The following is a 26,748-nucleotide window of genomic DNA, read 5'->3' on the forward strand; positions in this document are numbered from 1 at the left end:
TGATGGTCGCGATCCTCGCGATCCTGCTCGTCCTCTACATCGTCCTCGTCGGGTACCGTGCCGTCGTCCTCCTCGGCACGGGTGAGCCCGTCGGCATCGCGATGGGCGCGGCGCTCATCGTCCTCCCCGTCGTCGGCGTCTGGGCGCTCTGGCGTGAGATCGCCTTCGGTGTGGGAGCCGAGCGGCTCGGCGCCCGTCTCGAGACGGAGGGCGGACTCCCACCCGAGCAGGTCGAGACCCGCGAGAGCGGGCGGCCGTTGCGGGACGCGGCCGACGAGTTGTTCCCGAAGTACCGGGACGAAGCCGAGGCGGCACCGGACGATTGGCGCAGCTGGTACCGGCTCGGCCTCGTCTACGACGGGGCCGGCGATCGTCGGCGAGCCAGGGCGGCCATCCGACAGGCGATCCGGCTCGCGCGCGACTGAGCGCGTTCAGCTCCGCGCGAGCGCCTCGGCCAGGGCGTCTTCGACGGTCGGCGTGTTGAACGTGAACCCGTCCTGCAGGAGCTTGCGGGGCTCGACGCGCTGATCGCTCAGCAGGAGACCGTCTGCCGCGTCACCGAGCAGCGCTTTGAGGGCGAACTTCGGAGCGCGCAGGAGGTAGGGCCGGTTCATCCGTCGTGCGAGCTCGAACATGAGGTCGTCGGCTCTGGCCGCCTGTGGCCCGCAGAGGTTCACGGGGCCGCTGAGTGAGGAGGTCACGAGGTGGGTGATGGCCCTGACCTCGTCCGCCAGGCCGATCCACGGCCAGTACTGACGACCGGTTCCCAGCGGACCGGCGAGTCCGAACCGGGTGAGCGGCGCGAGCGGCTTGAGGACGCCGTCGAGGTCGACGACGATGCCGTTGCGCAGCAACACCGTGCGCACGGACTCCGGGGCGGCGAGGGCGGACTCCTCCCAGGCCACGACCACGTCGGCGAGGAACCCGGACCCGCGGGTGGACTCCTCCGTGAGGGTCTCGCCCGGGCGGTCGCCGTAGTAACCGACCGCCGAGCCACTGAGGAACGCCGCCGGCGGCTGATCGGCCCGGTGCATCGCGTCGACGAGGGTGCGGGTGGCGCTGAGGCGCGACCACAGGATCGTCGACTGGTAGGAGGGCGTCCACGGGAGCTTGCCGAGCGACGCGCCGGACAGGTTCACGACCGCGTCCGCCCCGTCCAGCACGGCGGGGTCGAGGGAACCCGCGAGCGGATCCCATTCGGCTTCGCCCGGCCCGCGGGCCGGGCGCCGGACGAGCCGGACGACCTCGTGGCCGTCCGACTCGAGTGAGCCGCCGAGTGCGGTTCCGATGAGCCCGGAGGCTCCGCCGATCACGATGCGCATGCGCGTCGCCTTCCTGGTCGTGCTGCGGGGCGGGGGAGGTTACGCGAGGCTGGCCTCGAGGGTGATCGGGATCCCGGCGAGGGCCTGCGACACCGGGCAGCCGTCCTTCGCCGCTGCGGCGATGCGCTCGAAGTCCGCCTCCGAGATGCCGGGGACGACCGCGCTGACGAGGAGGTGGCTGCCGGTGATCCCGGTGCCGGGGATGAAGGAGACGGCAGCCGTCGCCTGGATGCGCTCCGGCGGGAATCCGGCCGTGGTGAGCTCGTTCGCGAAGGCCATCGAGTAGCAGGAGGCGTGCGCCGCTCCCAGGAGCTCCTCCGGGGTGGTGGTCGTGTTGGAGCCCTCGGAGCGGGCCTTCCAGTCCACGGCGAACTCCGCGGCCTCCGAGGTGTCGAGACTCGTGTGTCCTGATCCCTCGAACAGCGTGCCGTTCCAGACCGTCGTCGCTTCGCTCGTTACCGCCATGGTGTGACCTCCATCGTCGTCGGGCCGTGCGGGAGTGCATCGGCGCGGGTACTCGTGGGGTCAGCCTAACCGGATCGACCCGAGCGGACACCCGGTCGACGGGACGCTCCAGGTGTGCTCCCAGACCCGTGTCAGGACCCCTCCGGTGGTGACCCCGGAGGGGGAAACCCGATAGCCTGAGACCGTGTCGCGTGCAGAGAACCCCTTCGGTCAAGTCCTCGTCGCCCTGGTGACGCCGTTCACCGCCGACGGCGAGGTGGACTGGAAGGCCGTCGAACGACACATCGACGACGTCGTGACCGCGGGCGCCGACGGCATCGTCGTCACCGGCACCACCGGCGAGACGTCCACGCTGACGGACCCGGAGAAGATCAAACTCGTCGAGGTCGGCAAGGACGTCGCGGCTGGGCGCGCGAAGATCATCACGGGCGGCGGCTCGAACGAGACGGCGCACGCGATCGAACTCGCGAAGAAGAGCGCGCAGGCGGGCGCCGACGGCAACATGATCGTCACCCCGTACTACAACAAGCCGACCCAGGCCGGCGTGCTCACCCACTTCCGCATGATCGCGGACTCCACCGATCTGCCGGTCATCCTCTACGACATCCCCGGACGCACCGGGATCCCGATCACCTACGAGACGATCCTCCGCGCCGCGAAGCACCCGAACATCCTCGCCGTCAAGGACGCCAAGGGCGACCTCAGCGAGGTCAGCCGCGTGATGAACCAGACGGACCTCATGTACTTCGCCGGAGACGACGCCAACGCGTTGCCGACGCTCGCGATCGGTGGCACCGGGCTCATCGGCGTCACGGCGAACATCGCCCCGACGCCCTACCGACACATGATCGACGCGGTGAACGCCGGCGACCTCGCCGCGGCCACTGCAGCGCACCGGCAGCTCGAGCCTCTCGTGCGCGCGGTCATGACCCACGTACCCGGCACTGTCGCCGCCAAATACATCTTGCACGGCCTCGGCCGGATCCAGAGCCCGCGGGTGCGTCTTCCGCTGGTCGGTCCGGAAGAGTGGGAGGCCGCGCAGATCGAGGATGAGATCGACCTGGTGAAGGACATCCCAGGCGTCGACTTCCGCAACTTCCGGCCAGACCGCAACGCCGCCGCCGGTGGCGCGCTGCCCAAGGTCGCCGGTACGACTCGCTAGACAAACCAGAGGGGGGCTACATGCCCAATACCATCATCGATCCGCCAGTCCTCGAACCGGGGACGCTCCGCGTCATCCCCATCGGAGGACTCGGCGAGATCGGCAGGAACATGACCTGCTTCGAGATCGACGGCAAGATCCTGATCGTCGACTGCGGCGTGCTCTTCCCCGAAGAGCACCAGCCGGGCGTCGACCTGATCCTGCCCGACTTCACCTCCATCAAGGACCGGCTCGACGACATCGTCGGCGTCGTGCTCACGCACGGTCACGAGGACCACATCGGTGCCGTGCCGTACCTCCTGAAGCTCCGCAAGGACATCCCGCTGATCGGCTCCGGGCTGACGCTCGCGCTCATCGAGGCGAAGCTCAAGGAACACCGCATCGTGCCCTACACCCTTCCGGTCAAGGAAGGGCAGATCGAGGCGCTCGGCCCGTTCGACCTCGAGTTCGTCGCGGTCAACCACTCGATCCCCGACGCCCTCGCGGTCTTCATCGACACCGACGCCGGCACGGTGCTCGTCACGGGCGACTTCAAGATGGACCAGCTGCCGCTCGACGGCCGCCTGACCGACCTCCGTGCCTTCGCGCGCCTCGGCGAGGAAGGTGTCGACCTCTTCCTCGTCGACTCCACGAACGCCGACGTCCCAGGCTTCACCCCGCTCGAGCGGTCGATCGGCCCAGTCCTCGACCAGGTCATCGCGAAGTCCGAGCGTCGCGTCATCGTCGCGAGCTTCTCGAGCCACGTCCACCGCGTCCAGCAGGTCCTCGACGCGGCGCACGCCCACGGTCGACGGGTCGCGTTCCTCGGTCGTTCGATGGTGCGCAACATGGGCATCGCCGCCGACCTCGGGTACCTCAACGTGCCCGAGGGACTGCTCATCGACTACAAGAAGGCGAAGGACCTCCCCGAGGACAAGATCGTCTACATGTCGACCGGGTCGCAGGGCGAGCCCATGGCCGTCCTCAGCCGGATGGCGAACCTCGACCACGCGATCGAGCCGGGCCCGGGCGACACCGTCATCCTCGCCTCGAGCCTCATCCCGGGCAACGAGAACGCGGTCTACCGGGTCATCGACGGCCTGACCAAGCTCGGCGCCAACGTCGTCCACAAGGGCAACGCGAAGGTGCACGTCTCCGGGCACGCGGCCGCAGGTGAGCTGCTCTACTGCTACAACATCCTGCAGCCGAAGAACGTGCTCCCGGTCCACGGCGAGTACCGTCACCTCGTCGCCAACCAGAAGCTCGCCATCGACAGCGGCGTCCCCGCCCAGAACACCTTCATCGGTGAGGACGGGATCGTCATCGACCTGAAGGACGGCGTCGCGAAGGTCGTCGGCCAGCTCGACGTCGGCCTCGTCTACGTCGACGGCTCGACGGTCGGCGAGATCACGGACGCCGACCTCAAGGACCGCCGCATCCTCGCCGAGGAGGGCTTCATCTCGGTCATCGTCGTCGTCGACTCGAAGACCGGCCACATCATCTCCGGCCCCGAGGTCCACGCCAAGGGCTTCGCCGAGGACGACAAGGTCTTCGCCGACATCAAGCCGAAGGTCGCCAAGGCCCTCGCCGAGGCCGCCGAGAACGGGGTCCGCGACACGCACGCGTTGTCGCAGGTCATCCGTCGGACCGTCGGACGTTGGGTCAACACCTCGTTCCGGCGCCGTCCGATGATCGTGCCGCTGGTCATCGAGGCCTGATCGGTCCGTCGGGTCCACCCGACGCAACCCGCCAGGAGGCGGTCGGACATCATTCGCGAGGGTGATGCCGACCGCCTTCCGCGTTGCTACCGTGGAAGCTCCTATGGCCGCTCGTCACTCCGACTGCGGTGGATTCCGGAGGTCGGCGTGGGCGTTGTCCGCACCTGGGTGTTCCCCATTCTGAAACTGCTCGTCTTCGCCGCGATCGCGGTCGCCCTCGTGAAGGTCGCGTTCTTCCCGGACGCGCCCGCCGAGGACGGGCCGACGCAGCCGACCGGGAGCCTGGTGGAGCCGGAGGTGCAGGCGGCACTCGGCACCGTGGTCAACACCGTCTCGGTGGAGGGCCAGGTCGTCGCCGATCCGGCCAGCACCGCCAAGTCGACGGTCGCCGGCACGGTCGACGAGGTGTTCGCAGCCAAGGGTGCCGTCCTCGCCGAGGGCGACCCCATCCTCGACGTCAAGACCATCGACGAGGAGGGCAAGGAACGGTTCGTCCAGGTGACGGCGCCCGTCGCCGGGACCCTCGGCAACGTCAAGCTGATCCATGGCCAGTCCGTGCAGATCGGCGACGCCGTCGCCCAGGTCTCTCCGGCGACGTTCTCGATCACGGGTTCCTTGAGCGCCGACAAGCAGTACCGCCTGCTCACCATCCCGGGTGAGGCGACGGTCACGATCAACGGGGGCCCTGCCCCGTTCGTCTGCCCGGCGGTGCGCGTCACGACGCCGACCACCGGCGGCGACGACGGCGAGGAGCCGACCTCGGGCGGCGGCACCGGACAGACGCCAGGAGCTGGCGGCACGTCGGTCACGTGCGCGGTCCCCGGTGACGTCCGGGTCTTCGCCGGACTCGCGGCGACGATCGAGCTCGCGGGCGGGACCGCGGAGAACGTCCTCGTCCTCCCGACGACCGCGGTCAAGGGGTCGGCGGGCACCGGGACCGTGTGGGTCGTCGGTGCGGACGGCACGCAGGAGGAGCGACCCGTCACGCTCGGCCTGAACGACGGGCAGCAGGTGCAGATCATCGACGGACTCGCCGAGGGCGACTCCGTGTTGCAGTTCGTGCCCGGGGCCGTCGCCCCGGTCCCCGAGGGGTGCACGACGCTGCCGGACGGCAGCATGAGCTGCGAAGGGTCGGTCGGGTGACCCTCCTCGAACTCCGCGGGGTCACCAGGGTCGTCCAGATACCCGACGCCCCGCCCTTGACCATCCTCGACGGCGTCGACCTCGAGGTGCACGAGGGGGATCGGGTCTCGATCGTCGGGCGCTCGGGTTCGGGGAAGTCGACCCTGCTGAACCTGCTCGGTCTGCTCGACAAGCCGACCTCGGGTTCGCTCGTCTTCGATGGTCGTCCCGCGGAGCGGCTCGGTTCCGGAGCGCGGGACCGCCTTCGCGGTGCCCAGATCGGCTTCGTCTTCCAGCAGTTCAACCTCCTGCCCGGTCGGACCGCACTCGAGAACGTCACGACACCGTTGCTGTACGCGAGCGGGCGGTCCTTCTGGCGTCGCCGGGAGATCGCGGCGGCGATGCTCGAACGGGTCGGGCTCGGCGACCGACTCGACGCGATGCCGACGAAGCTGTCCGGCGGTGAGCAGCAGCGTGTCGCGATCGCGCGGTCGCTCGTCCGCGGTCCCCGCCTGATCCTGGCGGACGAGCCGACCGGAGCCCTCGACGTCGAGACCGGCACCTCCGTCATGTCGCTGCTCGACGAGGTGGCCACGTCGACAGGGGCTGCGCTCGTGACGATCACCCACGACCGTGCGATCGCGAGGCTCGCGACGACGCATCACCGCCTCGACCACGGCGTCCTCACGCCCGACGAGGAGTTGGAGGCTGCGGATGTCTAGGATCCTGACCTCGATAGTCGGAGCCGTCGTGGAGGCGGCGCAGGAGCTGCGCATCCATCGCGGTCGCGTGATCCTGTCGCTCATCGGTGTCGGCGTCGCCGTGTGCGCCCTCACGAGCATGGTCGGCATGTCGTCGCTTGCCGCTCAAGCGCAGACCGAGTCGCAGGAACGCTACGGCGGGCGGCCGGCCACGCTCATGGCGTCCGCCTACAGCGCCGGCACCGGACAACCCGACCCGGAGGCCTTCGTCACCGCGGTCCACGAGCTGGCCGAACGCTACGACATCGAGTACGTCTCGCAGTCCGGCAGCCTGCAGCTGAACGTCCAGTTCGCCGACGGGACCGTGCCGGTGGCGTCGACCGTGGTCGACGTCCCGTACGGCGAGATGCACCGCATCCGGCTCGACGAGGGCACCTGGTTCCAGGCCGACGACGGCGACCGCCTCGCGCCGGCGGTCGTCGTCAACCCCGCGTTCTGGCAGCGCCTCGGCTCGCCGCCCATCGAGTCGCACCCGACGGTCACGATCCACGGAGAGCGCGCGATCACGGCCGTCGTCGTCGGGGTGTATGCGAGCAATGAGTGGGACACCGAACCGCAGCTGTCGATCCTGCCGGCCGGCGTCACCGCGATCGGTCCGGTCTCTGGTGCCGACGAGGCGGCCGGCCAGTCGGGCCAGCTTCCCCAGTTCGAGTTCTGGGTCCCGAACGCCGACGCCGAGGCGTTCACCCAGCGGATCCAGTCCGACCTGCGCGCCGAACTCGGTGACGCGTACGGGGTCGACGTCTTCCGCAACGACTTCGGGCAGACAGGGGAGGACCCGCTGTTGTCGCTCAAGCTCGTGGTGGGCGCGGTCGCCGGGCTCATCCTGTTGCTCGGTGCGCTCGGGCTCATCAACCTCTCGCTCGTCACCGTCCGCCAGCGGATCCGCGAGATCGGCATCCGTCGCAGCTTCGGGGCCACGGCGCCACGGGTCTTCTTCGCGGTGATGATGGAGAGCGTCGTCGCCACCTTCGTCGCGGGCGTCATCGGCGTGATGGTGGCGGTGGCCGTGGTGAAGAGCCCGATCGTCGAGCAGTTCATCGGGCAGGGGCTCGTGACGGACTTCCCACCGTTCCCGGTCGAGGCCGCGGTGCTCGGGCTCGTCAGCGCCACCGCCGTCGGTGCTATCGCAGGCCTCCTCCCGGCGCTCGTCGCCGTCCGGGTGAAGGTGATCGACGCGATCCGGTACTGACGTCGGCCGCCGGCTCCCTCGCCGACATCTGCTCGAAACACCGGTGGCGTACCATCCGTCCATGGCGGTCTACTCGATCCGCGACGCCGCGGCGGAAGATGTGCGCGTGCTCACCGACATGATGGTCGAGGCGGCGAACTGGAGCGCCGCCGGGTTCCGGACCAGGGCGGCCGTCCTCGCCGACACGCAGCACACTCGCTACGTGCACGGCTGGCGCCGCCCCGGCGACGCCGGCGTCATCGCCGAGACCCACGACGGGGCGGTCGTCGGTGCGTCGTGGTACCGACTGTTCCCCGCCGACGCCCCGGGGTTCGGCTACGTGGCCCCCGGTGTCCCGGAGCTCATCCTCGGAGTCAGTCCGATCCACCGGGCCCAGGGCCTCGGACGGCAGCTCCTGCAGGCGACGGTCCTCCGCGCGAGGGCCGCCGGGTATCAGCGCATCAGCCTCAGTGTGGAGCGCGCGAACCACGCGGTGGCCCTGTACCGCTCCGAGGGGTTCGCGACCCTCGACCGCCGAGGCACCCGAGACACGATGGTCCTGAACCTCCGCTGATCGCCGGGGGCCGCGCGGATCGTGGACACCCCGACAGCTTGCCGGGCTGCGTCGGTGGCGACGAGTACCGTGAACCCATGGCCGCACGTTCCAACTCGACCAGCCGTTCGCGCAGCGCTTCGCCGCCGAGTGGCGCCTCGTCGCGCACCACCAGCACGAAGTCCGCCACGAAGGCCACGCCGAAGTCGGGTGCGTCGGCGACGAAGCAGCAGAAGACCGTCGCCTACCCGGCCGCGGAGGAGCAGCGCAGCGTCGTCACCTCGGTGTGGCTCGGCCTCGCGCACGGCGTGGGTGGCGCCGTCAGGGCGCTCGGCCCTGAGCGCATCGCGAAGGAGGACCGCCGGGACGGCTTCCCCTTCCTGCTCTTCCTGCTGGCGGTCACCGGCGCCGTGGTCGAATGGTTCGGTGCGGCCGATCCGATCGCGCAGACGTTCGACGCGTGGTCCTTCGGCGGGCTGTTCGGCCGACTCGCCTTCGTGCTCCCGGTCATCATGATCGTGTTCGCCGTCTGGCTGTTCCGGCACCCTGCCTCGGTCGACGACAACGGGCGCATCAGCATCGGCCTCGGGCTCCTGCTCATCAGCATCTCGGCGCTGTGCCACATCCACGGCGGTCAGCCGAACCCCAGCCAGGGCCTCCCGGCCCTCGCACAGGCCGGTGGCCTCCTCGGCTGGATCCTCGGTGCGCCGCTCGCCGCCGTCATCACCCCCATCGGTGCGACGGTCCTGATCTCCCTCCTCATCCTCCTCAGCCTGTTCATCGTCACGAAGACGCCTCCGAACCGCGTCGGTGCGCGCTTCCGGCAGTTCTCCGCGTGGATGTTCGGTGAGCAGCCGGAGGCCGAGCAGGAGGACGCTCCGGCCGAGACGAAGCGCTCCCGGACGAAGCGACTGGACGACCTCGACGACGAGCCGGACGAGCCGGCGGCCCTGCCCTGGTGGCGCCGGAACACGAGCCGTCGCGAAGACGATCCATCGTTCGAGGATCCGCTCATGGGCGACAACATGACCGAGCTCCTCGGCCTCGACAAGCCGAGTGGCGGCTTCGACTCGCCGATCGAACCGGTCGCCACGCCTGCGCCGTCTCCGAAGGCCGCGCCGGTCCACGACGCCTTCGGCTCGGAACTCCTCGGCGACCTCGAAGCCGCGGAGAGCGCCGTCAAACGGTTCAACACGGGTGAGATCAGGCCGCAGACCGGCCTGCACGACGACAGCATCCCCGGCGCGACGGAGGTCATCGAAGACCTCGACCCGGCCCTGCTCGGTGCGCCCGACCAGATCGACTTCTCGGCACGTCCGCTCGCGCAGGGCCACGACGAGACGCCGTACCGCCTGCCGTCAGCCGGAACGCTCGCGGCGGGGGAGCCCGCCAAGACGCACAGCGCTGCGAACGACGAAGCGGTCGCCGCGATCACCAGCGTCCTCGACCAGTTCGGCGTCGACGCGAAGGTCACCGGCTTCTCCCGCGGCCCGACCGTCACGCAGTACGAGATCGAGCTCGGCCCGGGCGTGAAGGTCGAGCGCGTGACGGCGCTCAGTAAGAACCTCTCCTACGCCGTCGCCTCGAACGAGGTGCGCATCCTCTCGCCGATCCCGGGCAAGAGCGCCATCGGCATCGAGATCCCGAACACCGACCGCGAGATCGTCACCCTCGGCGACATCCTCCGCTCGACGGCCGCGACGAACAGCAACCACCCCATGACCATCGGCGTCGGCAAGGACGTCGGCGGCGGCTACGTGGTCGCGAACCTCGCGAAGATGCCCCACCTCCTGGTGGCCGGGTCGACCGGTTCCGGGAAGTCCGTGTTCGTGAACTCCATGATCACCTCCCTGCTCATGCGCGCGAAGCCGAGCGAGGTCCGGATGGTCCTCATCGACCCGAAGCGTGTCGAGCTCGCCCCGTACGCAGGCGTCCCGCACCTCATCACGCCCATCATCACGAACCCCAAGAAGGCGGCGGAAGCGCTGCAGTGGGTCGTGAAGGAGATGGACATGCGCTACGACGACCTCGCGAGCTTCGGGTACCGGCACATCGACGACTTCAACAAGGCGGTCGTCGCCAACGAGATCGTCCTGCCCGCGGGGAGCGAGCGCGTGCTCAAGCCGTACCCGTACCTGCTGGTCGTCGTCGATGAGCTCGCCGACCTCATGATGGTCGCCCCGCGCGACGTCGAGGACTCCATCGTCCGCATCACCCAGCTGGCCCGGGCGTCCGGCATCCACCTCGTTCTCGCGACGCAGCGACCGTCGGTCGACGTCGTCACCGGGCTCATCAAGGCGAACGTCCCCTCGCGGCTCGCGTTCGCCGTCACGAGTGTCACGGACTCCCGGGTCATCCTCGACCAGCCGGGTGCCGACAAACTGATCGGGCAGGGCGACGCCCTGTTCCTCCCGATGGGCGCGAACAAGTCGATCCGCGTGCAGGGCGCGTGGGTGGGCGAGAACGAGATCCAGCGGGTCGTCGAGCACGTCACCAATCAGGCACGACCCGAGTACCGCAAGGACGTCCAGGCCGTCGCCGAGCGCAAGGAGATCGACGCGGACATCGGCGACGATCTGGAGCTGCTGCTCGCGGCCGCCGAGCTCGTGGTCTCGACCCAGTTCGGTTCGACGTCGATGCTGCAGCGGAAGCTGCGGGTCGGCTTCGCGAAGGCCGGCCGCTTGATGGACCTCATGGAGTCGCGGGAGATCGTCGGCCCCTCGGAGGGCTCGAAGGCTCGTGACGTCCTCGTGACCGCGGAGCAGCTGCCCGGTGTCCTCGCACGCCTGCGTGGCGAAGACGACGGTTCCGCGGCGGCCCCCGTGGCCGCCCCTTCGGCGCCTGCAGCGGCACCCGCTACGGCAGCGGTCGCTCCGGCCATGGCGGCCGACCCCTATGGGCCGGACGCCGTGGAGGCGCAGTTCCAGGACTATCCTGAGGTCGAGGGCGGTTCTGACGACGACGCCTGGAGTCTCACCGGTCGGGAGTAGACATGACGGCATCGGACGCGGCGGCTGCTGAGCCCCGCATCTCGAACTGGAACCTTCCGAACGGCATCACCGTCGCGCGGATCGTGCTCGCTCCGGTGTTCATGTGGATGCTCCTCGCCGACGACGGCACGGACGGCGCCCTCCGGTGGTGGGCGGCTCTGCTCTTCGTCGTCGCGATCGCGAGCGACGGGATCGACGGACACATCGCGCGCAGCCGCAACCTCGTCACCGACCTCGGCAAGATCCTCGATCCGATCGCCGACAAGGTCCTGACGGGCGGTGCGCTGGTCGCGCTCTCGATCCTCGGCGAGCTGCCCTGGTGGGTCACGATCATCGTGCTTGTCCGTGAGGTCGGGATCACCGTCCACCGGTTCATGGTGATCTCCGACCACGTCGTCGCCGCGGCGTGGATGGGCAAGCTCAAGACGGTGGCACAGGCCGTCGCCATCTCGCTCGCCCTCGCTCCGTTCTGGGTCCTCCTCGGCGACTGGGTCCTCTGGGTGAACGCGCTGTTCATGATCATCGCCGTCCTCCTCACCATCGCGAGCGGTATCGACTACGTGATCACCGCCGCCCGTGGTGCGCGGCTCGATCGTCGGGTGAAGCGATGACCACCGCGTCGGGTGACGAGCCGGCTCCTCGAGCGGTCGAGGCCGTCGCATCGCTCATCGAATCGCGCCTGACCATCGCGGTCGCCGAGTCGCTCACGGGTGGCCTGCTCGCGGCCGAACTCATCGGTGTGCCCGGAGCGTCGGCGGCGGTGCGCGGTGCGGTCGTGGCCTACGACACCCGTCTCAAGCACTCGGTGCTGGGCGTCGATGCGGGGCTCCTCGCGCTCCATGGTGCGGTGCATCCGGAGGTCGCCCTGCAGATGGCCGACGGCGTCCGTCGTGCGCTGGCGGTCGACGGGATACCGGCCGATGTCGGGATCGCGACGACCGGGGTGGCCGGGCCGGATCCTCAGGACGGTCAGCCGGTCGGGACGGTCTTCGTCGGGATCGTCACCAGGGCGGGCGGCCGAGTGGTCCCACTCGCGCTCGACGGCGGACGACAGGTGATCCGGCAGCAGACGGTGGCTGCGGCCCTCGAGGCGCTCGTCCACGAACTCGGACGCCTGGCGTGAAACCCGGCATCGATCCCTGGAATAGCTGCCGTTTCCATCGCGTTACAGATCAGTGATTCACAAGTAAAGCCCAGTGATGCTGGTTAGTGTTCGGCACACGGTGGTTGTAATGTTGGCCATCCACGAACGAGACGGCGATCAGCTGGGACGACGTGAATCCGCGTTGCAGAAGCAGAGCGCTGTACGACATGGAGTCGTAGAGCACAGAGGGAGGGTCACGTGGTTCTAGTCCGTCAAGAGATCGGCGACGTGCTGAGGGACTTCCGGTTGCAGAAGGGCCGCACGCTGCGCCAGGTGGCCAGCAAGGCGAGCGTCGCACTCGGATACCTGAGCGAGGTCGAGCGGGGTCAGAAGGAAGCGTCGAGCGAGATCCTCGCTTCGGTCGCAGACGCCCTCGACACCCCGATCTCCGTCATCATGCGAGAGGTCGGAGACCGCCTCGCGGTCATCGAAGGCCTCTCCCCGAACATCCCGGACACCGTTCCGGACGAATTGGTCAACGAGCTGGACGAGCTCGTCTCCCGCTGAGCGGGTCGAGTACCTCGTCGAGACGCCCCGGGATCCCTCTCCCGGGGCGTTTCCGTGTCCCGAGGGTGAACAAGGAGGCGCAGGGATGAAGCTGAGTCAGTTCAGGACGGCGGTCGCCGACGAGTTCGGTGCGGCCTACGGGGCGGTGCTCACGGGCGATCTCGGTCTGACGGAGTTCGGGTCGAAGACGGCGGAGGAGGCCCTCCGCGCCGGTGTCCCGCCACGTGACGTGTGGATCGCGCTCTGCGCGGCGACCGACGTGCCCGATGACCGCCGGCACGGCGTCGGCAGGCTGCAGCCGGGGTCCTAGTCGCGACGGGTGCCGGCCGGATCTCGTGTGTGTGATGGAGCGATGTTCGACACGCCGCCCGAGCGGTCTCGAACATCCGTTCTAGTGCTGCTAGTGTCCTCCACAGGATCATTCGTGAGTGCGTTCTGCACGGATCGAGTCGTCCACCGGCCGATGTCGGTGGTGGCGCGTACCGTCGAAGACACCAGGAACGATCGACGCCTTGTCGCCTTCGGGTCCCGACCTTCAGGAGAAGCGGGTCCCGGAACACGCGGCGACAGCCTATAGGCACCCGACACCGAGCAGAGAGAAGCACACCATGCCAAGTCCAGCCGAACGCGAGAAGTCCCTCGAAACCGCACTCGCCCAGATCGACCGTCAGTTCGGCAAGGGCTCGGTGATGCGTCTCGGCAGCGACGAGCGCGCGCCGGTCGAAGTGGTCTCCACCGGGTCGATCGCCCTCGACGTCGCGCTCGGTATCGGAGGGCTCCCTCGTGGCCGCATCGTCGAGATCTACGGTCCGGAGTCCTCGGGTAAGACGACCCTCACGCTGCACGCCATCGCGAACGCCCAGCGTGCCGGGGGCATCGCGGCCTTCATCGATGCCGAGCACGCGCTCGACCCCGAGTACGCGAAGAAGCTCGGAGTCGACATCGATTCCCTGCTCGTCTCCCAGCCCGACACGGGTGAGCAGGCCCTCGAGATCGCCGACATGCTCGTGCGCTCCGGTTCCATCGACCTCATCGTGATCGACTCCGTCGCGGCACTCGTGCCCCGCGCCGAGATCGAGGGCGACATGGGCGACTCGCACGTCGGTCTCCAGGCCCGCCTCATGTCGCAGGCGCTCCGTAAGCTGACCGGTGGACTGAACCAGACGAACACGACGATGATCTTCATCAACCAGCTGCGCGAGAAGATCGGCGTGATGTTCGGTAGCCCCGAGACGACCGCCGGCGGTAAGGCGCTCAAGTTCTATGCCTCCGTGCGGCTCGACATCCGTCGGATCGAGACGTTGAAGGACGGCACCGAGGCTGTCGGGAACCGGACCCGCGTCAAGGTCGTCAAGAACAAGATGGCCCCGCCGTTCCGTCAGGCGGAGTTCGACATCCTGTACGGCGTCGGCATCTCCCGTGAGGGTTCGCTGATCGACTTCGGCGTCGAGCACGCCATCGTGAAGAAGGCCGGAGCCTGGTACACCTACGAGGGCGACCAGCTGGGGCAGGGCAAGGAGAACGCCCGGAACTTCCTGCTGAAGAACCCCGACATCGCCGCTGAGATCGAGCGCCGCATCCTCGGCAAGCTCGGTGTGGGCGCCGAGGGTGCCGCCACGAAGAAGGCGGCCGACGCCGCCGCCGCTGAGGTGGCTGCCGCTGAGGCTGCCGCCCTCGAAGCGGCGACGGGCGGGGCACCGCAGCTCGCATCGGCCGGCGCGTCGAAGTCCGCTGCGAAGCGCAGCGCCTAACCCACCCGAACAGCGAGGTCATCATGGTCGTCTCCTTCCCTCCCGCCGGTCCGGCCGACGAGTCGTCGGAGACCCTGGCACCCGTGACCTCGCTGTTCGGCCGCCGGCCGGCCACCGAATCGGCTCCAGACCCCGACGGCTGGTTCGTCGGGCAGACCGAGGAGCCACCGGCACCTGAGGACGACGGTGCCTCGACCGGTCGACCGGTCGCCCCCCTCCGCCGCCGCACCACAGAGGATGCGATCGAACCGGGGGCGGGTCAGAGCCGACCTCCGGCCGCGGCGTCGCCCGCTGACCGAACGTCGCCTGCGCCCGTCGTCGCGAGCGTCTCCTGGGCCTCCGACACGGAAGCGGAGGCACCTGATGAGGACGAAGCGGTCGAGCCGGAGGCTCCGGTCGACCCCGAGGTGCGGTTGGCCGCACTCGACCTGCTGGCGGTGCGACGGCTTGCCCGCCGTGGTTCCTCGGAGTGGGAGATCGCTGAACTCCTCCGGGGCCACGAGGCGGAGCCGGATGAGGTCGAGCATGTCCTGGGCGAGCTCCGTCGCCGTGGCTACCTCGACGACGCGGAGCTCGCGCGTCAGCTCGTCGAGAGTCTCCACACCCGCAAGGGGCAGTCCCGAGCGGTGATCGGGCGCGAGCTCTCCGCACGACGGATCGAGCCGTCGATCGCGGCGGAAGCCCTCGAGGCGATCGACGACGACGACGAGCTCCGGCGCGCGTTGGTCGTCGCGGAGAAGCGTGCCGGCCAGCTCCGGTCGTTCGACCAGGCGACCGCCGAACGGCGGCTGTCGGCCTACCTGGCACGACGCGGCTACAGCTCGGCGATCATCCGTGAGGCTTGCTCCCGTGCCCTCTCTGGTTCGAAGCGTTCGGGCGTGAGTTTCCGCTGACCGGTCGCGCTGCAGCCCGCGCGTAGACTGCTGGTATGAGCAGCATCGTCGAGACCCCCACGGTCATCAGCGCCTCTCCTGCAGCGATCGACGAAGCCGGTCGGCAGCGGAGCTACGAGGTCCGCACGTACGGCTGCCAGATGAACGTGCACGATTCCGAACGCCTGAGCGGCTCGCTCGAAGCTGCCGGGTACGTCAAAGCCGACGGTGAGCAGGCCGACATCGTCGTCATCAACACCTGTGCCGTCCGCGAGAACGCCGACAACAAGTTGTACGGCAACCTCGGGCACCTGGCGTCGATCAAGAAGCAGCGGAACGGCATGCAGATCGCCGTCGGTGGATGTCTGGCGCAGAAGGACAAAGAGGTCATCCTCAAGAAGGCGCCGTGGGTGGACGTCGTCTTCGGGACCCACAACATGGGGTCGCTCCCGAGCCTGCTCGAACGGGCTCGGCACAACGACGAAGCCCAGCTGGAGATCCTCGAGTCCCTCGACACTTTCCCCTCCACGCTCCCCACGAAGCGGGACTCCAGTTACAGCGGCTGGGTGTCGATCTCCGTCGGCTGCAACAACACCTGCACCTTCTGCATCGTGCCCTCCCTCCGGGGTAAGGAGAAGGACCGACGTCCCGGTGAGATCCTCGGTGAGCTGCGCGCGCTCGTCGACGACGGCGCGATCGAAGTCACCCTCCTCGGCCAGAACGTGAACTCCTACGGGGTCGAATTCGGCGATCGACAGGCGTTCGGGAAGCTGCTTCGGGCGGCGGGGACGATCGAGGGTCTCGAGCGTGTCCGGTTCACCAGTCCTCACCCAGCCGCCTTCACCGACGACGTCATCGACGCCATGGCGGAGACGGCCAACGTCATGCCGCAGCTGCACATGCCCCTGCAGTCGGGATCCGACCGCATCCTCAAAGCCATGCGACGTTCGTATCGGTCGGAGCGGTTCCTCGGCATCCTCGACCGGGTGCGCGCACGGATTCCGCACGCGGCGATTTCCACCGACATCATCGTCGGGTTCCCCGGTGAGACGAAAGCGGACTTCCAGGAGACGCTCCGGGTGGTGGAGGCCGCGCGGTTCGCGAGCGCGTTCACCTTCCAGTACTCCATCCGGGCGGGGACACCCGCGGCAACCATGCCCGACCAGGTGCCGAAGGCGGTCGTTCAGGAGCGCTACGAACGACTCGTCGCGCTGCAGGACCGGATCAGTCTCGAAGAGAACCAGCGGCAGGTGGGTCGAACGGTCGAACTCCTCGTCGCCGTGGGTGAGGGCCGCAAGAACGACACGACGCATCGCCTGAGCGGTCGGGCCGAAGATTCACGGCTCGTCCACTTCGACGTGCCCGAAGGATCCGAGGTCCCGCGTCCGGGCGACGTCGTGACGGTCACCATCACCGAAGCCGCGTCGTTCCACCTCCTCGCCGACGCGCCGGCCGGTGCGCCGCTGCGGGTGCGCCGCACGCGGGCCGGAGACGCCTGGGATCGCGCCCAGGCCGACTCCTGCGGCGTCCCCGCCACACCGGGGGCGAGCGAACCCGGGCGAGTGTCGCTCGGACTTCCCGGACTCCGGATCGGGGCGCCCGTCGCCGGCGTGACCACCGCGCCCATCTACGACCCGAGTGACGGCGAACGTCGGTGACCGGTTTCCTCGCGGTCGTCGGAGCGACCGGGACGGGGAAGACCGCGCTGTCGCTCGACCTGGCGACCGCTCTCCGGGACGCCGGTCGACCCGCTGAGATCGTGAACGCCGACGCCATGCAGTTCTACCGCGGCATGGACATCGGTACGGCGAAGCTGCCGGTCGCGGAGCGGCGGGGGATCCCGCATCACCTGTTCGACGTGCTCGACGTCACCGAAGAGGCGTCCGTCGCCTGGTATCAGCCGACGGCTCGCGCGGTGATCGACGGACTCCTGGCCCGTGGGGTGACGCCGATCCTGGTGGGTGGCTCGGGGCTGTACGTGTCCAGCGTCATCCACGACTTCCGGTTCCCCCCTCGCGATCGGCTCGTGAGGGAGCGGTTGGAGCACGACCTCGAACGGGACGGGATTGTCGCGCTCGTCGAGCGGCTGCGTCAGGCGGACCCCGCGACGGCGGAGCGGGTCGACGTGGCGAACGCCAGACGCGTCATCCGGGCGCTCGAAGTGCATGAGCTTGCCGAGCGAGGGCACGGCGCTGCGCTGCCCGAACGCCCGACGCCCTGGCGACCGGTCGAGGTCGTCGGCGTCTCCACGCCGCGAGCGGAACTGGTCTCGAGGCTCGACCGACGCGTCGAGGCGATGTGGGCGTCGGGCCTCGTCGACGAGACCGCTGCACTGCTCGAGCAGGGGCTGGAGCGCGGTGTCACCGCCGCCCGGGCCATCGGGTACGCGCAGGCGGCGGCGCAGCTCCGGTCGGATCTCACCGAGCCGGAGGCCATCGCCGAGACCCAGCGACTCACGAGACGCTATGCCAGGCGGCAGGTCAGCTGGTTCAAGCGGTACCCCGACATCACGTGGGTGGAGGGCGGGAGTGCCGAAGCGGACGAGTTCGTCCGGCGGACTCGCCCGTAGACTGGTCGGATGTCGTCGACACTCTCCTTCACGAAGGGCCACGGTACGGGCAACGACTTCGTGCTGTACTCCGATCCCGACGGTCGAGAGCCCCTCGACCCGCAACAGATCGCGGCGCTCTGCGACCGACACTTCGGGATCGGCGCCGACGGCGTGATCCGCGCAGTGCGGTCGGAGCACCTCGACGTCGGCGCAGCAGCGCTGGCGGCCGATCCCGCAGCGGAGTGGTTCATGGATTACCACAATGCGGACGGCTCCGTCGCCGAGATGTGCGGCAACGGGATCCGGGTGTTCCTGCACTACCTGCTCGAACGCGGTCTGGTGACCCTGGCCCGCGGTGAGGAGCTCGCCATCGGCACCCGCGCGGGTGTCCGGACGATCGGGTACGACCCGCTCGGGTACGCCGTCGACCTCGGCCGCTGGTCCCTCGACGAGCGGGAGACCCTCGTCCGGGTCAAGGGGCTGCCCGTCGCCCGACCCGGCATCGGGATCGACGTCGGCAATCCGCACATCGTCGTCGCGGTGGCGGACGCCGCGGAACTCGAAGGCGCGGAGCTCGAGTACGTCCCCCAGCTCGACCCCACGCCGCCGCAGGGTGCGAACGTCGAGCTGGTGGTCCCCGGAGAGCCGCTCATCGCCGACGGCGTGGCCCGGATCCGGATGCGCGTGCACGAGCGGGGCAGCGGCGAGACGCTGAGCTGCGGCACCGGCACCGCTGCTGCGGCACTCGCCTTCCGGCACTGGGCCGGAACGGCGGCACCCGACGACTGGCGGGTGGAGGTCCCTGGCGGTGTGCTCGGGGTCCGTATGGTGCAGCGTGAGGACGGCGAGCACGTCGTGCTGGCCGGCCCCGCGACGCTCGTCTACTCGGGCACGATCACGCTCGCCTGACGACGCCGCTCAGCGGTGTTCGCGCCGTCTCGCGTGCAGCACCCGGAAGCCCTTGGCCATCGCCGCTCGGCCCACGTGGAACGACGCCGGCAGCTGCTCCTGGAGCCACTTCTGCAGGGAGTCGGACCCGAGGTTCTTCTGGACGACGAGCCACGCGTCACCGTCGTCCTGGAGTCGTGGAAGCCAGTGCATGAGCAGTCGGTGGAGTTCGTCCTTGCCGACGCGGATCGGTGGGTTGGACCAGACGGTCGCGAACCGGATGTCGTCCGGCACGTCTTCCGGCAGGACGGCGCGGATGTTGTCGAGCCCGAGTCGCTCCGCGTTGATGCGGGTGAGCTGGAGCGCCCGCTGGTTCACGTCGACCGCCCAGACGGTCGCCTCCGGCGAGGCCAGAGCGAGCGACAGGGCGATCGGACCCCAACCGCAGCCGATGTCGAGGAGGTCGCCGGTCGTCGGGGGTGGTGGCGTGTTCGCGAGGAGCACGAGCGTGCCCTGATCGAGGTGCCCGGGGCTGAAGATGCCGCTCGCCGAGACCAGGGATCGGTCGACGCCGCCGAGCTTCGCGGTGATCGGTCTGAGCTGCAACTCGCTCGCGGGTTCGGCGGTGAAGTAGTGCTCGTTCGACATACAGGAACGGTACCGGACCAGGAGGAAGTAGGGTTAACGCGATGAGTAGACCACCGATGGATGCAGCCCACGACCCCGCAGACGACGCCGATGTCGACCCAGGAGCCGGATCGGACGACGTCTCGGTGACCGATCCCGACGACGTGGTGGCGCGGGTGCTCACGAGTGCCGCGTCCCGCTCGAGCGGATACACCCTGTTCGGCAGCGGTGCCGCAGCGCTCCAGACGTCGGACACCACAGGTGGCTCGTCCGACGACGGCGAGCAGTACGACCGCGAGGACCGCCAAGCGCTCCGTCGCGTCGCCGGCCTGTCGACGGAGCTCGAGGACGTCACGGAGGTCGAATACCGGCAGCTCCGTCTCGAGAACGTCGTGATCATCGGTGTCTATCCGCAGGGTGCGTTGCACGACGCGGAGAACTCGCTGCGCGAACTCGCCGCACTCGCCGAGACCGCCGGGGCCGTGGTCCTCGACGGCCTGCTCCAGCGCAAGCCACACCCCGACCCGAGCACCTATCTCGGTCGAGGCAAGGCGCAGGAGCTCAAGGCGATCGTGCAGGCGCTCGGCGCCGACACGGTCATCGCCGACACCGAGCTCGCACCGAGCCAACGACGAGCGCTCGAGGACGCGGTGGGCGTCAAGGTGATCGACCGCACCGCGGTCATCCTCGACATCTTCAGCCAGCACGCGAAGAGCCGTGAGGGCAAGGCGCAGGTCGAACTCGCACAACTCGAGTACCTCCTCCCGCGCCTGCGTGGTTGGGGTGAGTCCATGAGCCGTCAGGCCGGTGGGCAGGTCGGCGGCGCCGGCGCCGGTATGGGCTCGAGGGGGCCCGGTGAGACGAAGATCGAGCTCGACCGCCGACGCATCCACACCCGCATGGCGAAGCTGCGCAAGTCGATCACCGCGATGAAGCCGGCGCGCGAGGCGAAGCGGGCGAACCGACGACGCAACACCGTGCCGTCGGTCGCGATCGCCGGGTACACGAACGCCGGGAAGTCGAGTCTGCTCAACCGCATCACGAAGGCCGGGGTCCTTGTCGAGAACTCCCTGTTCGCGACGCTGGACGCGACCGTCCGACGCAACGAGACCGCCGACGGTCGCGAGTACACGCTCGCCGACACGGTGGGCTTCGTCCGCAACCTTCCGCATCAGCTGGTCGAGGCTTTCCGGTCGACGCTCGAGGAGGTCGCCGACAGCGACGTCATCGTGCACGTCGTGGATGCCGCGCATCCGGACCCCGCGGGTCAGATCGCCACGGTCCGCGACGTGATCGGCGAGGTCGGCGCGCGCCACATCCCGGAACTGGTCGTGTTCAACAAGGCCGACCTCGTGGACGACGGGCAGCTGCTCGTCCTCCGTGGGCTCGTCCCGGACGCCGTGTTCGTCTCCGCCAGGACGGGCGTCGGGATCGACGAGCTGATGGAGCGGATCGAGGCGCTGATCCCGTCGCCCAGCAACGAGGTCAACGTGCTCGTGCCGTTCGACCGCGGTGACCTGGTCACCCTGCTGCACGAACGTGGCAAGGTGCTGTCGACGGACTACGACGAGCGCGGAACCATCGTGCACGCCCTGGTCGGTGCCGAGGTGGCAGCTGCGCTCGCGCCGTTCGCCGAGATCGTCCCCGCACCGGCCGTCACCTCCTGAGGACCCGGCCGTCCGCCGTATCGGTGGGGACTCAGCCGCAGCGGATCCGGACGGCGTCCTTGAGTGCGGTCGCGGTGGCTGCAGGCAACGGGAGCGTCATGATCGCTTCCGGTCCGCCGTCGATGCGCACCACGAGCGGGAAGAGCGTCCCCACCTTGTCCTCCGCCAGCGCATGCGGGTCGCACCGCGTCGGCACGATGCGGACGTCGATCGACTGAGGACCACTGGTCGCATCGACGGTGCGGCCGAGCGGCCACGCCGCAGCGTCGATCGGCGCCGACGCGTCGGGCGCCGGTTTGAGGAGCACCGTGGACCGCAGCTCGACCAGGTCGAGGCGTCCGCGCCGGCCGGTGGGCGTGATGCTGATCGTCAGGACCGCGACGGTCGACGGCCCGGAGCCCTCGAGTCGCACGGAGGACTCGGCGGTGATGTCCGCGATGCGCTCGACGCCCACCACGGTGCACTCGGCGCCGTGCAGACGGGGCAGGACCGCGGAGGGGTCCTCCACTGCTGCGACCGTGACCACGGCACCGTCCTCGAGGTGCAGGGTGATGTCGGCCCGAAGATCTGAGGCAGCCGTGCCGCAGGCAGCCGGGGGAAGCTCCACGGCCAGATCCTTCGTCTGCCCCGCTGGCACGGTCGAGGTCCGGTCCCGGTCGGTGGCTCCGTCGAAGGCGGACCCCGACAGCTCCAGGCCGATGACGACGAGGTCGTCGTCGCTCCCGTTCTCGACGCGGACGATCGCGGAACGGCCGGCGTACTGATCGCGGTTCTGACCCAGCTGCACGGTGACGTCGGTCGGAGGGGACATCGTCGTCGAGGTGCCGTCGGTTGCGGGCGCGCATCCCGCCAGCATGGCGATGCAGAGGAGCGAAGACGCGCTCAGGAGGCCCGCCCGGCGGGACGACCGGCTGGCGTGAGCGTTCAGGCCGGCGTCCATGCGTTCAGCGTAGGACCAGGGTGCGGGATTGGGAACACCTCGCAGTGCCAGGCATTTGGGCCGAGTCGTGCCGTGCCGAACCGACCGTCGCGGCTCAGACGGACACGGGCCGGGGCGATCGTCTGATCGTCCCGGCCCGTCGTCGTCCAGTGGAGTGTCGTCAGACGGTCCGGAGTACCGCGACGACCTTGCCCAGCACCTCGGCGTGGTCGCCGAGGATGGGCTCGAACGCCGAGTTGCGGGGGAGGAGCCAGGTGTGACCGTCGCGCTGACGGAACACCTTCACCGTCGCCTCCTCGTCGAGCATGGCGGCCACGATCTCGCCGTTCTCCGCGGTCTTCTGTTCACGGATGACGACCCAGTCACCGTCGCAGATGGCGGCATCGACCATGGAGTCACCCACGACCTTGAGCATGAAGAGACTGCCCTTCCCGACCAGCTGGCGCGGGAGGGGGAAGATCTCTTCGACCTGCTGCTCCGCCGTGATGGGGATACCGGCGGCGATCCGACCGACGAGCGGCACCATCGCCGCGTCACCGACCGGGGGAGCGGTGTCCGGGTCGCTGCCTTCGACCGCGCTCGGGAGGTCGATGAGCACCTCGATGGCGCGAGGGCGGTTGGGGTCGCGTCGGAGGTACCCGCTGAGTTCGAGCTGACCGAGTTGGTGGGTCACGCTGGAGAGGGACGCGAGCCCGACGGCGTCACCGATCTCGCGCATGCTCGGCGGATACCCCCGCTGTGAGACCGATCGCTGGATGACGTCGAGGATCGCGAGCTGCTTGTCGCTCAGACTCTTCCGCCGCCGGGTGCCGCCGACCTGACGCTCCCGCGCGCCGTCGCCCGCCGTGTTCGCTGCCATCTTCGCTCCTGCCCTGATCGGCTGTCGGTGACCGATGTCGGTGGGTGGTGGTGTACTGCTTCCAACACTCGAAACTGTATCCGCCCCAGCTCGACCAGACAAACATCTGTTCGAGCGTGTCGTCGATTTCCCGGCGCGAAGGTGCGAACACAGGGTTGAGTATTCGAACAATCGAAGATATATTCGGAACACAGGTTCGTATCCGGCCCTCTCGGCCGAGGGCCGGATACGAGTCCTCATCACACGATGAGCACACACTTGGAGGGTTGACATGAGCGCAGCACTGATCGGGTCACACGCAACGGTTTCCACGCGCACCGCGCAGGCACCGGCGTCGGACGCGCGGCCCGCGCGTCGTCTCCGTCTCACACGACGCGGGCGGGTCGTGTTCACCACGCTCGCCGCCATCCCCCTCGTGATCGGCGTCGCGGTCGTCGGCTTGTCAGCCGGCGGAGCTGCAGCCAACACTGCAGCGGCGGGTACGACCTTCAGCTACATCACGGTCGACCCGGGTGAGTCGCTCTGGCAGCTCGCCGAGTCGATCGCCCCGGACGCAGACCCTCGCGATGTGATCGCCGAGATCATGAACCTCAACCAGCTGAGCACCGCCGGCGTCGAGCCCGGACAGCGGCTGGCCATCCCGCAGCGATACGCGGCGGAGTAAGGCACGCGCGAGCTGCTCGTGAGTGGCCCTGAGCGCGGCGACGGCGGGGTACGACTGGCTACGATTGTCGGGTGACTGCTCTCGACGACCTCCCCATCCGCGACGACCTCCGAGGACAGCGTCCGTACGGCGCCCCCCAGGCGCAGGTGCCCGTGGCGCTGAACGTCAACGAGAACACGCATCCCATCCCCGAGGCCGTGGCGCACGACATCGTCGCCTCCCTGGCCTCCGCCGTCCTCACCGTCAACCGCTACCCGGACCGCGAGTTCACGGTCCTCAGGGAGGCCCTGGCCGACTACCTGGGTCACGGCGTCGCTCCGGAACAGATCTGGGCGGGCAACGGCTCGAACGAGGTCCTGCAGCACATCCTGCAGGCGTTCGGCGGACCGGGCCGTTCGCTGCTCGGATTCGTCCCGACGTACTCGATGTACCCATTGCTCGCTGCGGGTGTCGGCACGACGTGGATCCCGGCGGATCGCGACGCTGAGTTCGAGCTCTCACCGGAGACGGCGGCTCGGCAGGTGGCGGAGGCGGACCCCGACCTCGTGTTCCTCTGCTCGCCGAACAACCCGACCGGCACGCCGCTCTCGCTGGAGACCGTCGCCGCGGTGTACGAGGCGTCGCGGGGCATGGTCGTCGTCGACGAGGCGTACGCGGAGTTCGCGCACGATGACGAGGAGAGCGCCCTGCGCCTGCTCGAGGGTCGGCCCCGACTCATCGTGTCGCGGACGATGAGTAAGGCGTTCGCCTTTGCCGGTGTCCGACTCGGCTACCTCGCTGCGGATCCGGCCGTCGTGGACGCCCTCCGCCTGGTCCGGCTGCCGTATCACCTGAGTGCGCTGACCCAGGCCGCGGCGACAGCTGCGCTGCGGCACGCCGACGAGATGCTGGCGATGGTCGACGACATCCGCACCCAACGGGATCGCCTGGTGGTCGAACTCGGGCGCCTCGGCTACGACCCGAGGCGGAGCGGCGCGAACTTCGTCCTCTTCGGCGGCGTCGCCGACCCACACGCCGCCTTCGAGGCGCTCCTGGAACGAGGTGTCCTCATCCGCGACGTCGGCATCCCGAACCACCTTCGGGTCACCGCGGGTACCGAGGCCGAGACGACCGCGTTCCTGGAGGCGCTGGCCGCCATCAGCCCGGCGTAGTGCCCTCGACCGGCGTGCGGGTGTCCCGCGCGCCGGCTCCGTTCACGGAAGCCGCGAGACGGCCTCCTCCGCGGCGACCCAGGGCAGCATCGCGCACTTGACGCGGGCGATGTAGCGCGAGACACCTCCGAAGGCCGCGGCATCGCCGAAGCGCTCTTCATCGAACTGCAGGGTGCCGCGCGAACGGATGACCGTGCGGAACTCGTCGATGAGCGTCTGCAGCTCGCCGGGGGTGAGGCCGGGCGCGAGGTCGCTCAGGCAGGAACTGGACGCCTGGGAGATCGAGCAGCCGTGCCCTTCCCAGGCGATCGCCCGGAGGCTGCCGTCGGACTCGAGGTGGAGCTGCAGGGTCACCTCGTCGCCGCAGGTGGGGTTGAGCTGATGCGATTCGGCTGCGGGCGCGTCCTGCAGCCCGAACCCGTGCCGCTGTCGGGCGTGGTCGAGGATGAGCTCCTGGTACAGGCTCTCGAGACCGCTCATCGGCCCACTCCGAAGAACGGACCGACGAGTGCGGCGGCGTCCAGGAACGCGTCGATCTCGGACTCGAGCGTGTAGAGGTAGCTGCTGGCGCGCGTCGAAGCCGTCAGGCCGAGCCTGCGGTGCAGCGGCTGGGCACAGTGGTGCCCCACGCGCACTGCGATCCCGCGATCGTCGAAGAACTGCCCGACGTCGTGCGCGTGCACACCCGCGACCTCGAAACTCGCGAGACCGGCACGGGGAGAGCCCGGAGGAGGGCCGATCAGACGGACTCCGGGGACGGCGGCGAGTCCGGCCGCGAGTCGCTGACCATACGCGGCCTCGGTGGCATGGATGCGGTCCATGCCGACCCCCTCCAGGAATCGGACCGCGCTCGCGAGCGCGATCGCCTGCGAGACCGGCTGGGTCCCGGCCTCGAACCGCTGGGGTGCCGGCAGGAACTCAGCGCCGTCCAGCGTGACGGTCGTGATCATCGATCCGCCCGTGAGGAAGGGGGGAAGCGCGTCGAGCAACGCACGGCGACCCCAGAGGGCACCGATGCCGTTCGGGCCCAGCATCTTGTGGCCGGAGAACACGAGGAAGTCGACGCCGAGTTCCGTGACGTCGACCGGGAGGTGCGGCACCGACTGGCAGGCGTCGAGCACCGTGAGCGCGCCGACGCGCTGGGCGAGGGCGACGAGCTCGGCGACGGGGGCGATCGCGCCGGTCACGTTCGACACGTGCGCGAAGGCGAGGATCCGCGTGCGTTCGCCGATGACGGCGGCGGCGTGGTCCGTGGAGAGGACACCGTCGTCGTCGACGGGCAGATGACGGAGGGTTGCGCCCGTCCGTGCGGCGAGCTGCTGCCAGGGGATGAGGTTCGCGTGGTGTTCGAGTTCCGTGACGACGATCTCGTCGCCGGGCCCGAGACGGAACCGCTCGGCCGCTGCGCCGCCGAGTCCGGCGCTCGCGTTCCCGATCGCCCCGGCGATGATGTTGAGGGCGGCTGTGGCACCGGACGTCCACACGAGCTCGCGCTCGTCCGCACCGATGAATGCTGCGACCGTCGCCCGTGCGTCCTCGAAGGATTCGGTCGCCTCCGCGGCCAGGAGATGGGCGCCGCGATGGACCGCTGCGTTCTCATGGGTCGCGAAGTGCCGTTCGGCGTCGAGGACCTCGGTCGGACGCTGGGAGGTGGCGCCTGAGTCCAGGTACACGAGCGGGTGCCCGTTCATCTCGCGGGCGAGGATCGGGAACCGCTCCCGGAGGGCGCCGATCTCCGCCTGGTCGAGAGCGGCGGCCGGCGTGGTGCTGAGTGAGGAAGTCATGACCTCTCAACGATAGGCGTCGTGTCGGACGGCTGCTCCCGGATGACGTGACGACCACCGCCGTCCGACACACGGCGTGTGACGCTCACGCCCTCGATAC

27 protein-coding genes are annotated in these 26,748 nt (G+C 69.3%); 20 read left to right on the top strand and 7 right to left on the bottom strand.

Annotated features, from left to right (window positions below; all coding sequences use genetic code 11):
* Nucleotides 1-2 precede the first annotated feature (2 nt).
* Nucleotides 3-425: a hypothetical protein gene (locus tag QRN27_RS09255; RefSeq protein WP_502929509.1), complete on the top strand. Its 423-nt coding sequence runs from the start codon at nt 3-5 to the stop codon at nt 423-425.
* A 6-nt stretch (nt 426-431) separates the two neighbouring features.
* Here QRN27_RS09255 and QRN27_RS09260 read toward each other — a convergent pair whose 3' ends face one another.
* Nucleotides 432-1,322 (bottom strand): TIGR01777 family oxidoreductase, encoded by an 891-nt coding sequence (locus tag QRN27_RS09260; RefSeq protein WP_285041990.1) that lies wholly within the window; start codon nt 1,320-1,322, stop codon nt 432-434.
* 39 nt (nt 1,323-1,361) lie between these two features.
* Complete coding sequence (locus tag QRN27_RS09265) at nt 1,362-1,787, bottom strand: OsmC family peroxiredoxin (RefSeq protein WP_056781902.1); 426 nt, start codon at nt 1,785-1,787, stop codon at nt 1,362-1,364.
* A 184-nt stretch (nt 1,788-1,971) separates the two neighbouring features.
* Between QRN27_RS09265 and dapA the strand changes: the two genes are divergently transcribed.
* The 16 genes from dapA (at nt 1,972) to dapF (ending at nt 18,977) form a co-directional block, all read left to right on the top strand.
* Nucleotides 1,972-2,949, top strand: a complete 978-nt coding sequence (dapA, locus tag QRN27_RS09270) for a 4-hydroxy-tetrahydrodipicolinate synthase (protein ID WP_285041992.1) — start codon at nt 1,972-1,974, stop codon at nt 2,947-2,949.
* 20 nt (nt 2,950-2,969) lie between these two features.
* Complete coding sequence (locus QRN27_RS09275; protein WP_056012144.1) at nt 2,970-4,646, top strand: ribonuclease J; 1,677 nt, start codon at nt 2,970-2,972, stop codon at nt 4,644-4,646.
* Nucleotides 4,647-4,793: 147 nt separating this feature from the next.
* Nucleotides 4,794-5,789 (top strand): permuted SH3 domain-containing protein, encoded by a 996-nt coding sequence (locus QRN27_RS09280; RefSeq protein WP_285041994.1) that lies wholly within the window; start codon nt 4,794-4,796, stop codon nt 5,787-5,789.
* Complete coding sequence (locus QRN27_RS09285; protein WP_056012139.1) at nt 5,786-6,490, top strand: ABC transporter ATP-binding protein; 705 nt, start codon at nt 5,786-5,788, stop codon at nt 6,488-6,490. Before QRN27_RS09280 ends, QRN27_RS09285 begins: the two co-directional genes overlap by 4 nt.
* Entirely contained in the window at nt 6,483-7,721 is a 1,239-nt protein-coding gene (locus tag QRN27_RS09290) for an ABC transporter permease (RefSeq protein ID WP_285041995.1), read from the top strand. Before QRN27_RS09285 ends, QRN27_RS09290 begins: the two co-directional genes overlap by 8 nt.
* A gap of 61 nt (nt 7,722-7,782) precedes the next feature.
* The gene (locus tag QRN27_RS09295) at nt 7,783-8,274 is read left to right on the top strand and encodes a GNAT family N-acetyltransferase (protein ID WP_285041996.1); all 492 of its coding nucleotides are present in this window, start codon (nt 7,783-7,785) and stop codon (nt 8,272-8,274) included.
* A gap of 77 nt (nt 8,275-8,351) precedes the next feature.
* The gene (locus QRN27_RS09300) at nt 8,352-11,243 is read left to right on the top strand and encodes an FtsK/SpoIIIE family DNA translocase (protein WP_285041997.1); all 2,892 of its coding nucleotides are present in this window, start codon (nt 8,352-8,354) and stop codon (nt 11,241-11,243) included.
* Nucleotides 11,244-11,245: 2 nt separating this feature from the next.
* On the top strand, nt 11,246-11,854 hold the full coding sequence (pgsA, locus tag QRN27_RS09305; RefSeq protein ID WP_285041998.1) for a CDP-diacylglycerol--glycerol-3-phosphate 3-phosphatidyltransferase: 609 nt from the start codon (nt 11,246-11,248) through the stop codon (nt 11,852-11,854).
* The gene (locus QRN27_RS09310) at nt 11,851-12,366 is read left to right on the top strand and encodes a CinA family protein (RefSeq protein WP_285041999.1); all 516 of its coding nucleotides are present in this window, start codon (nt 11,851-11,853) and stop codon (nt 12,364-12,366) included. The genes pgsA and QRN27_RS09310 overlap by 4 nt, the downstream gene beginning before the upstream one ends.
* Before the next feature lie 219 nt (nt 12,367-12,585).
* Complete coding sequence (locus QRN27_RS09315; RefSeq protein WP_056012120.1) at nt 12,586-12,894, top strand: helix-turn-helix domain-containing protein; 309 nt, start codon at nt 12,586-12,588, stop codon at nt 12,892-12,894.
* Between the two features lie 85 nt (nt 12,895-12,979).
* Entirely contained in the window at nt 12,980-13,204 is a 225-nt protein-coding gene (locus QRN27_RS09320; protein ID WP_056781914.1) for a DUF3046 domain-containing protein, read from the top strand.
* A gap of 298 nt (nt 13,205-13,502) precedes the next feature.
* Nucleotides 13,503-14,645: a recombinase RecA gene (recA, locus tag QRN27_RS09325; protein WP_082456166.1), complete on the top strand. Its 1,143-nt coding sequence runs from the start codon at nt 13,503-13,505 to the stop codon at nt 14,643-14,645.
* Nucleotides 14,646-14,668: 23 nt separating this feature from the next.
* A complete protein-coding gene (locus tag QRN27_RS09330; protein WP_285042000.1) occupies nt 14,669-15,538 on the top strand; it encodes a RecX family transcriptional regulator in 870 nt (289 codons plus the stop codon).
* 35 nt (nt 15,539-15,573) lie between these two features.
* Entirely contained in the window at nt 15,574-17,175 is a 1,602-nt protein-coding gene (gene miaB / locus QRN27_RS09335; protein WP_285042001.1) for a tRNA (N6-isopentenyl adenosine(37)-C2)-methylthiotransferase MiaB, read from the top strand.
* Nucleotides 17,172-18,086, top strand: a complete 915-nt coding sequence (gene miaA, locus QRN27_RS09340) for a tRNA (adenosine(37)-N6)-dimethylallyltransferase MiaA (protein WP_285042002.1) — start codon at nt 17,172-17,174, stop codon at nt 18,084-18,086. The genes miaB and miaA overlap by 4 nt, the downstream gene beginning before the upstream one ends.
* A gap of 9 nt (nt 18,087-18,095) precedes the next feature.
* Entirely contained in the window at nt 18,096-18,977 is an 882-nt protein-coding gene (gene dapF / locus QRN27_RS09345) for a diaminopimelate epimerase (RefSeq protein WP_285042003.1), read from the top strand.
* A 9-nt stretch (nt 18,978-18,986) separates the two neighbouring features.
* Here dapF and QRN27_RS09350 read toward each other — a convergent pair whose 3' ends face one another.
* Complete coding sequence (locus QRN27_RS09350) at nt 18,987-19,604, bottom strand: class I SAM-dependent methyltransferase (RefSeq protein WP_285042004.1); 618 nt, start codon at nt 19,602-19,604, stop codon at nt 18,987-18,989.
* A 41-nt stretch (nt 19,605-19,645) separates the two neighbouring features.
* On the opposite strand from QRN27_RS09350, the gene hflX reads away from it, so the two are divergent.
* Entirely contained in the window at nt 19,646-21,250 is a 1,605-nt protein-coding gene (gene hflX, locus QRN27_RS09355) for a GTPase HflX (protein ID WP_285042005.1), read from the top strand.
* Between the two features lie 31 nt (nt 21,251-21,281).
* On the opposite strand, the gene QRN27_RS09360 is transcribed toward hflX, so the two are convergent.
* Both QRN27_RS09360 and lexA read right to left on the bottom strand, forming a co-directional pair.
* Nucleotides 21,282-22,190, bottom strand: coding sequence for a hypothetical protein (locus QRN27_RS09360; protein WP_285042006.1), 909 nt, complete (start codon nt 22,188-22,190; stop codon nt 21,282-21,284).
* Nucleotides 22,191-22,350: 160 nt separating this feature from the next.
* Nucleotides 22,351-23,049 carry a transcriptional repressor LexA gene (lexA, locus tag QRN27_RS09365; RefSeq protein ID WP_056012094.1) on the bottom strand — a complete coding sequence of 233 codons (699 nt, stop codon included), beginning with the start codon at nt 23,047-23,049 and terminating at the stop codon, nt 22,351-22,353.
* Between the two features lie 271 nt (nt 23,050-23,320).
* On the opposite strand from lexA, the gene QRN27_RS09370 reads away from it, so the two are divergent.
* A complete protein-coding gene (locus tag QRN27_RS09370) occupies nt 23,321-23,713 on the top strand; it encodes a LysM peptidoglycan-binding domain-containing protein (RefSeq protein WP_285042007.1) in 393 nt (130 codons plus the stop codon).
* Nucleotides 23,714-23,784: 71 nt separating this feature from the next.
* Complete coding sequence (locus tag QRN27_RS09375; protein ID WP_285042008.1) at nt 23,785-24,864, top strand: histidinol-phosphate transaminase; 1,080 nt, start codon at nt 23,785-23,787, stop codon at nt 24,862-24,864.
* Between the two features lie 42 nt (nt 24,865-24,906).
* Here the strand turns inward: QRN27_RS09375 and sufU are convergent, their stop codons facing one another.
* Complete coding sequence (sufU, locus tag QRN27_RS09380) at nt 24,907-25,344, bottom strand: Fe-S cluster assembly sulfur transfer protein SufU (RefSeq protein WP_056012088.1); 438 nt, start codon at nt 25,342-25,344, stop codon at nt 24,907-24,909.
* Nucleotides 25,341-26,648, bottom strand: a complete 1,308-nt coding sequence (locus QRN27_RS09385; RefSeq protein ID WP_285042009.1) for a SufS family cysteine desulfurase — start codon at nt 26,646-26,648, stop codon at nt 25,341-25,343. The genes sufU and QRN27_RS09385 overlap by 4 nt, the downstream gene beginning before the upstream one ends.
* Nucleotides 26,649-26,748: the final 100 nt, after the last annotated feature.

Origin of the sequence: Plantibacter sp. LMC-P-059a (genome assembly GCF_030209505.1) — a bacterium.
Classification (GTDB): domain Bacteria; phylum Actinomycetota; class Actinomycetes; order Actinomycetales; family Microbacteriaceae; genus Plantibacter.

Excerpts from the sequence above, each read along its gene's own strand:
- QRN27_RS09255 (WP_502929509.1), top strand. The coding sequence starts at position 3 with ATGGTCGCGATCCTCGCGATCCTGCTCGTCCTCTACATCGTCCTCGTC.
- QRN27_RS09260 (WP_285041990.1), bottom strand. The coding sequence starts at position 1,322 with ATGCGCATCGTGATCGGCGGAGCCTCCGGGCTCATCGGAACCGCACTC.
- QRN27_RS09265 (WP_056781902.1), bottom strand. The coding sequence starts at position 1,787 with ATGGCGGTAACGAGCGAAGCGACGACGGTCTGGAACGGCACGCTGTTC.
- QRN27_RS09275 (WP_056012144.1), top strand. The coding sequence starts at position 2,970 with ATGCCCAATACCATCATCGATCCGCCAGTCCTCGAACCGGGGACGCTC.
- QRN27_RS09290 (WP_285041995.1), top strand. The coding sequence starts at position 6,483 with ATGTCTAGGATCCTGACCTCGATAGTCGGAGCCGTCGTGGAGGCGGCG.
- QRN27_RS09295 (WP_285041996.1), top strand. The coding sequence starts at position 7,783 with ATGGCGGTCTACTCGATCCGCGACGCCGCGGCGGAAGATGTGCGCGTG.
- QRN27_RS09300 (WP_285041997.1), top strand. The coding sequence starts at position 8,352 with ATGGCCGCACGTTCCAACTCGACCAGCCGTTCGCGCAGCGCTTCGCCG.
- pgsA (WP_285041998.1), top strand. The coding sequence starts at position 11,246 with ATGACGGCATCGGACGCGGCGGCTGCTGAGCCCCGCATCTCGAACTGG.
- QRN27_RS09310 (WP_285041999.1), top strand. The coding sequence starts at position 11,851 with ATGACCACCGCGTCGGGTGACGAGCCGGCTCCTCGAGCGGTCGAGGCC.
- QRN27_RS09320 (WP_056781914.1), top strand. The coding sequence starts at position 12,980 with ATGAAGCTGAGTCAGTTCAGGACGGCGGTCGCCGACGAGTTCGGTGCG.
- recA (WP_082456166.1), top strand. The coding sequence starts at position 13,503 with ATGCCAAGTCCAGCCGAACGCGAGAAGTCCCTCGAAACCGCACTCGCC.
- QRN27_RS09330 (WP_285042000.1), top strand. The coding sequence starts at position 14,669 with ATGGTCGTCTCCTTCCCTCCCGCCGGTCCGGCCGACGAGTCGTCGGAG.
- miaB (WP_285042001.1), top strand. The coding sequence starts at position 15,574 with ATGAGCAGCATCGTCGAGACCCCCACGGTCATCAGCGCCTCTCCTGCA.
- dapF (WP_285042003.1), top strand. The coding sequence starts at position 18,096 with ATGTCGTCGACACTCTCCTTCACGAAGGGCCACGGTACGGGCAACGAC.
- QRN27_RS09350 (WP_285042004.1), bottom strand. The coding sequence starts at position 19,604 with ATGTCGAACGAGCACTACTTCACCGCCGAACCCGCGAGCGAGTTGCAG.
- hflX (WP_285042005.1), top strand. The coding sequence starts at position 19,646 with ATGAGTAGACCACCGATGGATGCAGCCCACGACCCCGCAGACGACGCC.
- QRN27_RS09360 (WP_285042006.1), bottom strand. The coding sequence starts at position 22,190 with ATGGACGCCGGCCTGAACGCTCACGCCAGCCGGTCGTCCCGCCGGGCG.
- lexA (WP_056012094.1), bottom strand. The coding sequence starts at position 23,049 with ATGGCAGCGAACACGGCGGGCGACGGCGCGCGGGAGCGTCAGGTCGGC.
- QRN27_RS09370 (WP_285042007.1), top strand. The coding sequence starts at position 23,321 with ATGAGCGCAGCACTGATCGGGTCACACGCAACGGTTTCCACGCGCACC.
- sufU (WP_056012088.1), bottom strand. The coding sequence starts at position 25,344 with ATGAGCGGTCTCGAGAGCCTGTACCAGGAGCTCATCCTCGACCACGCC.
- QRN27_RS09385 (WP_285042009.1), bottom strand. The coding sequence starts at position 26,648 with ATGACTTCCTCACTCAGCACCACGCCGGCCGCCGCTCTCGACCAGGCG.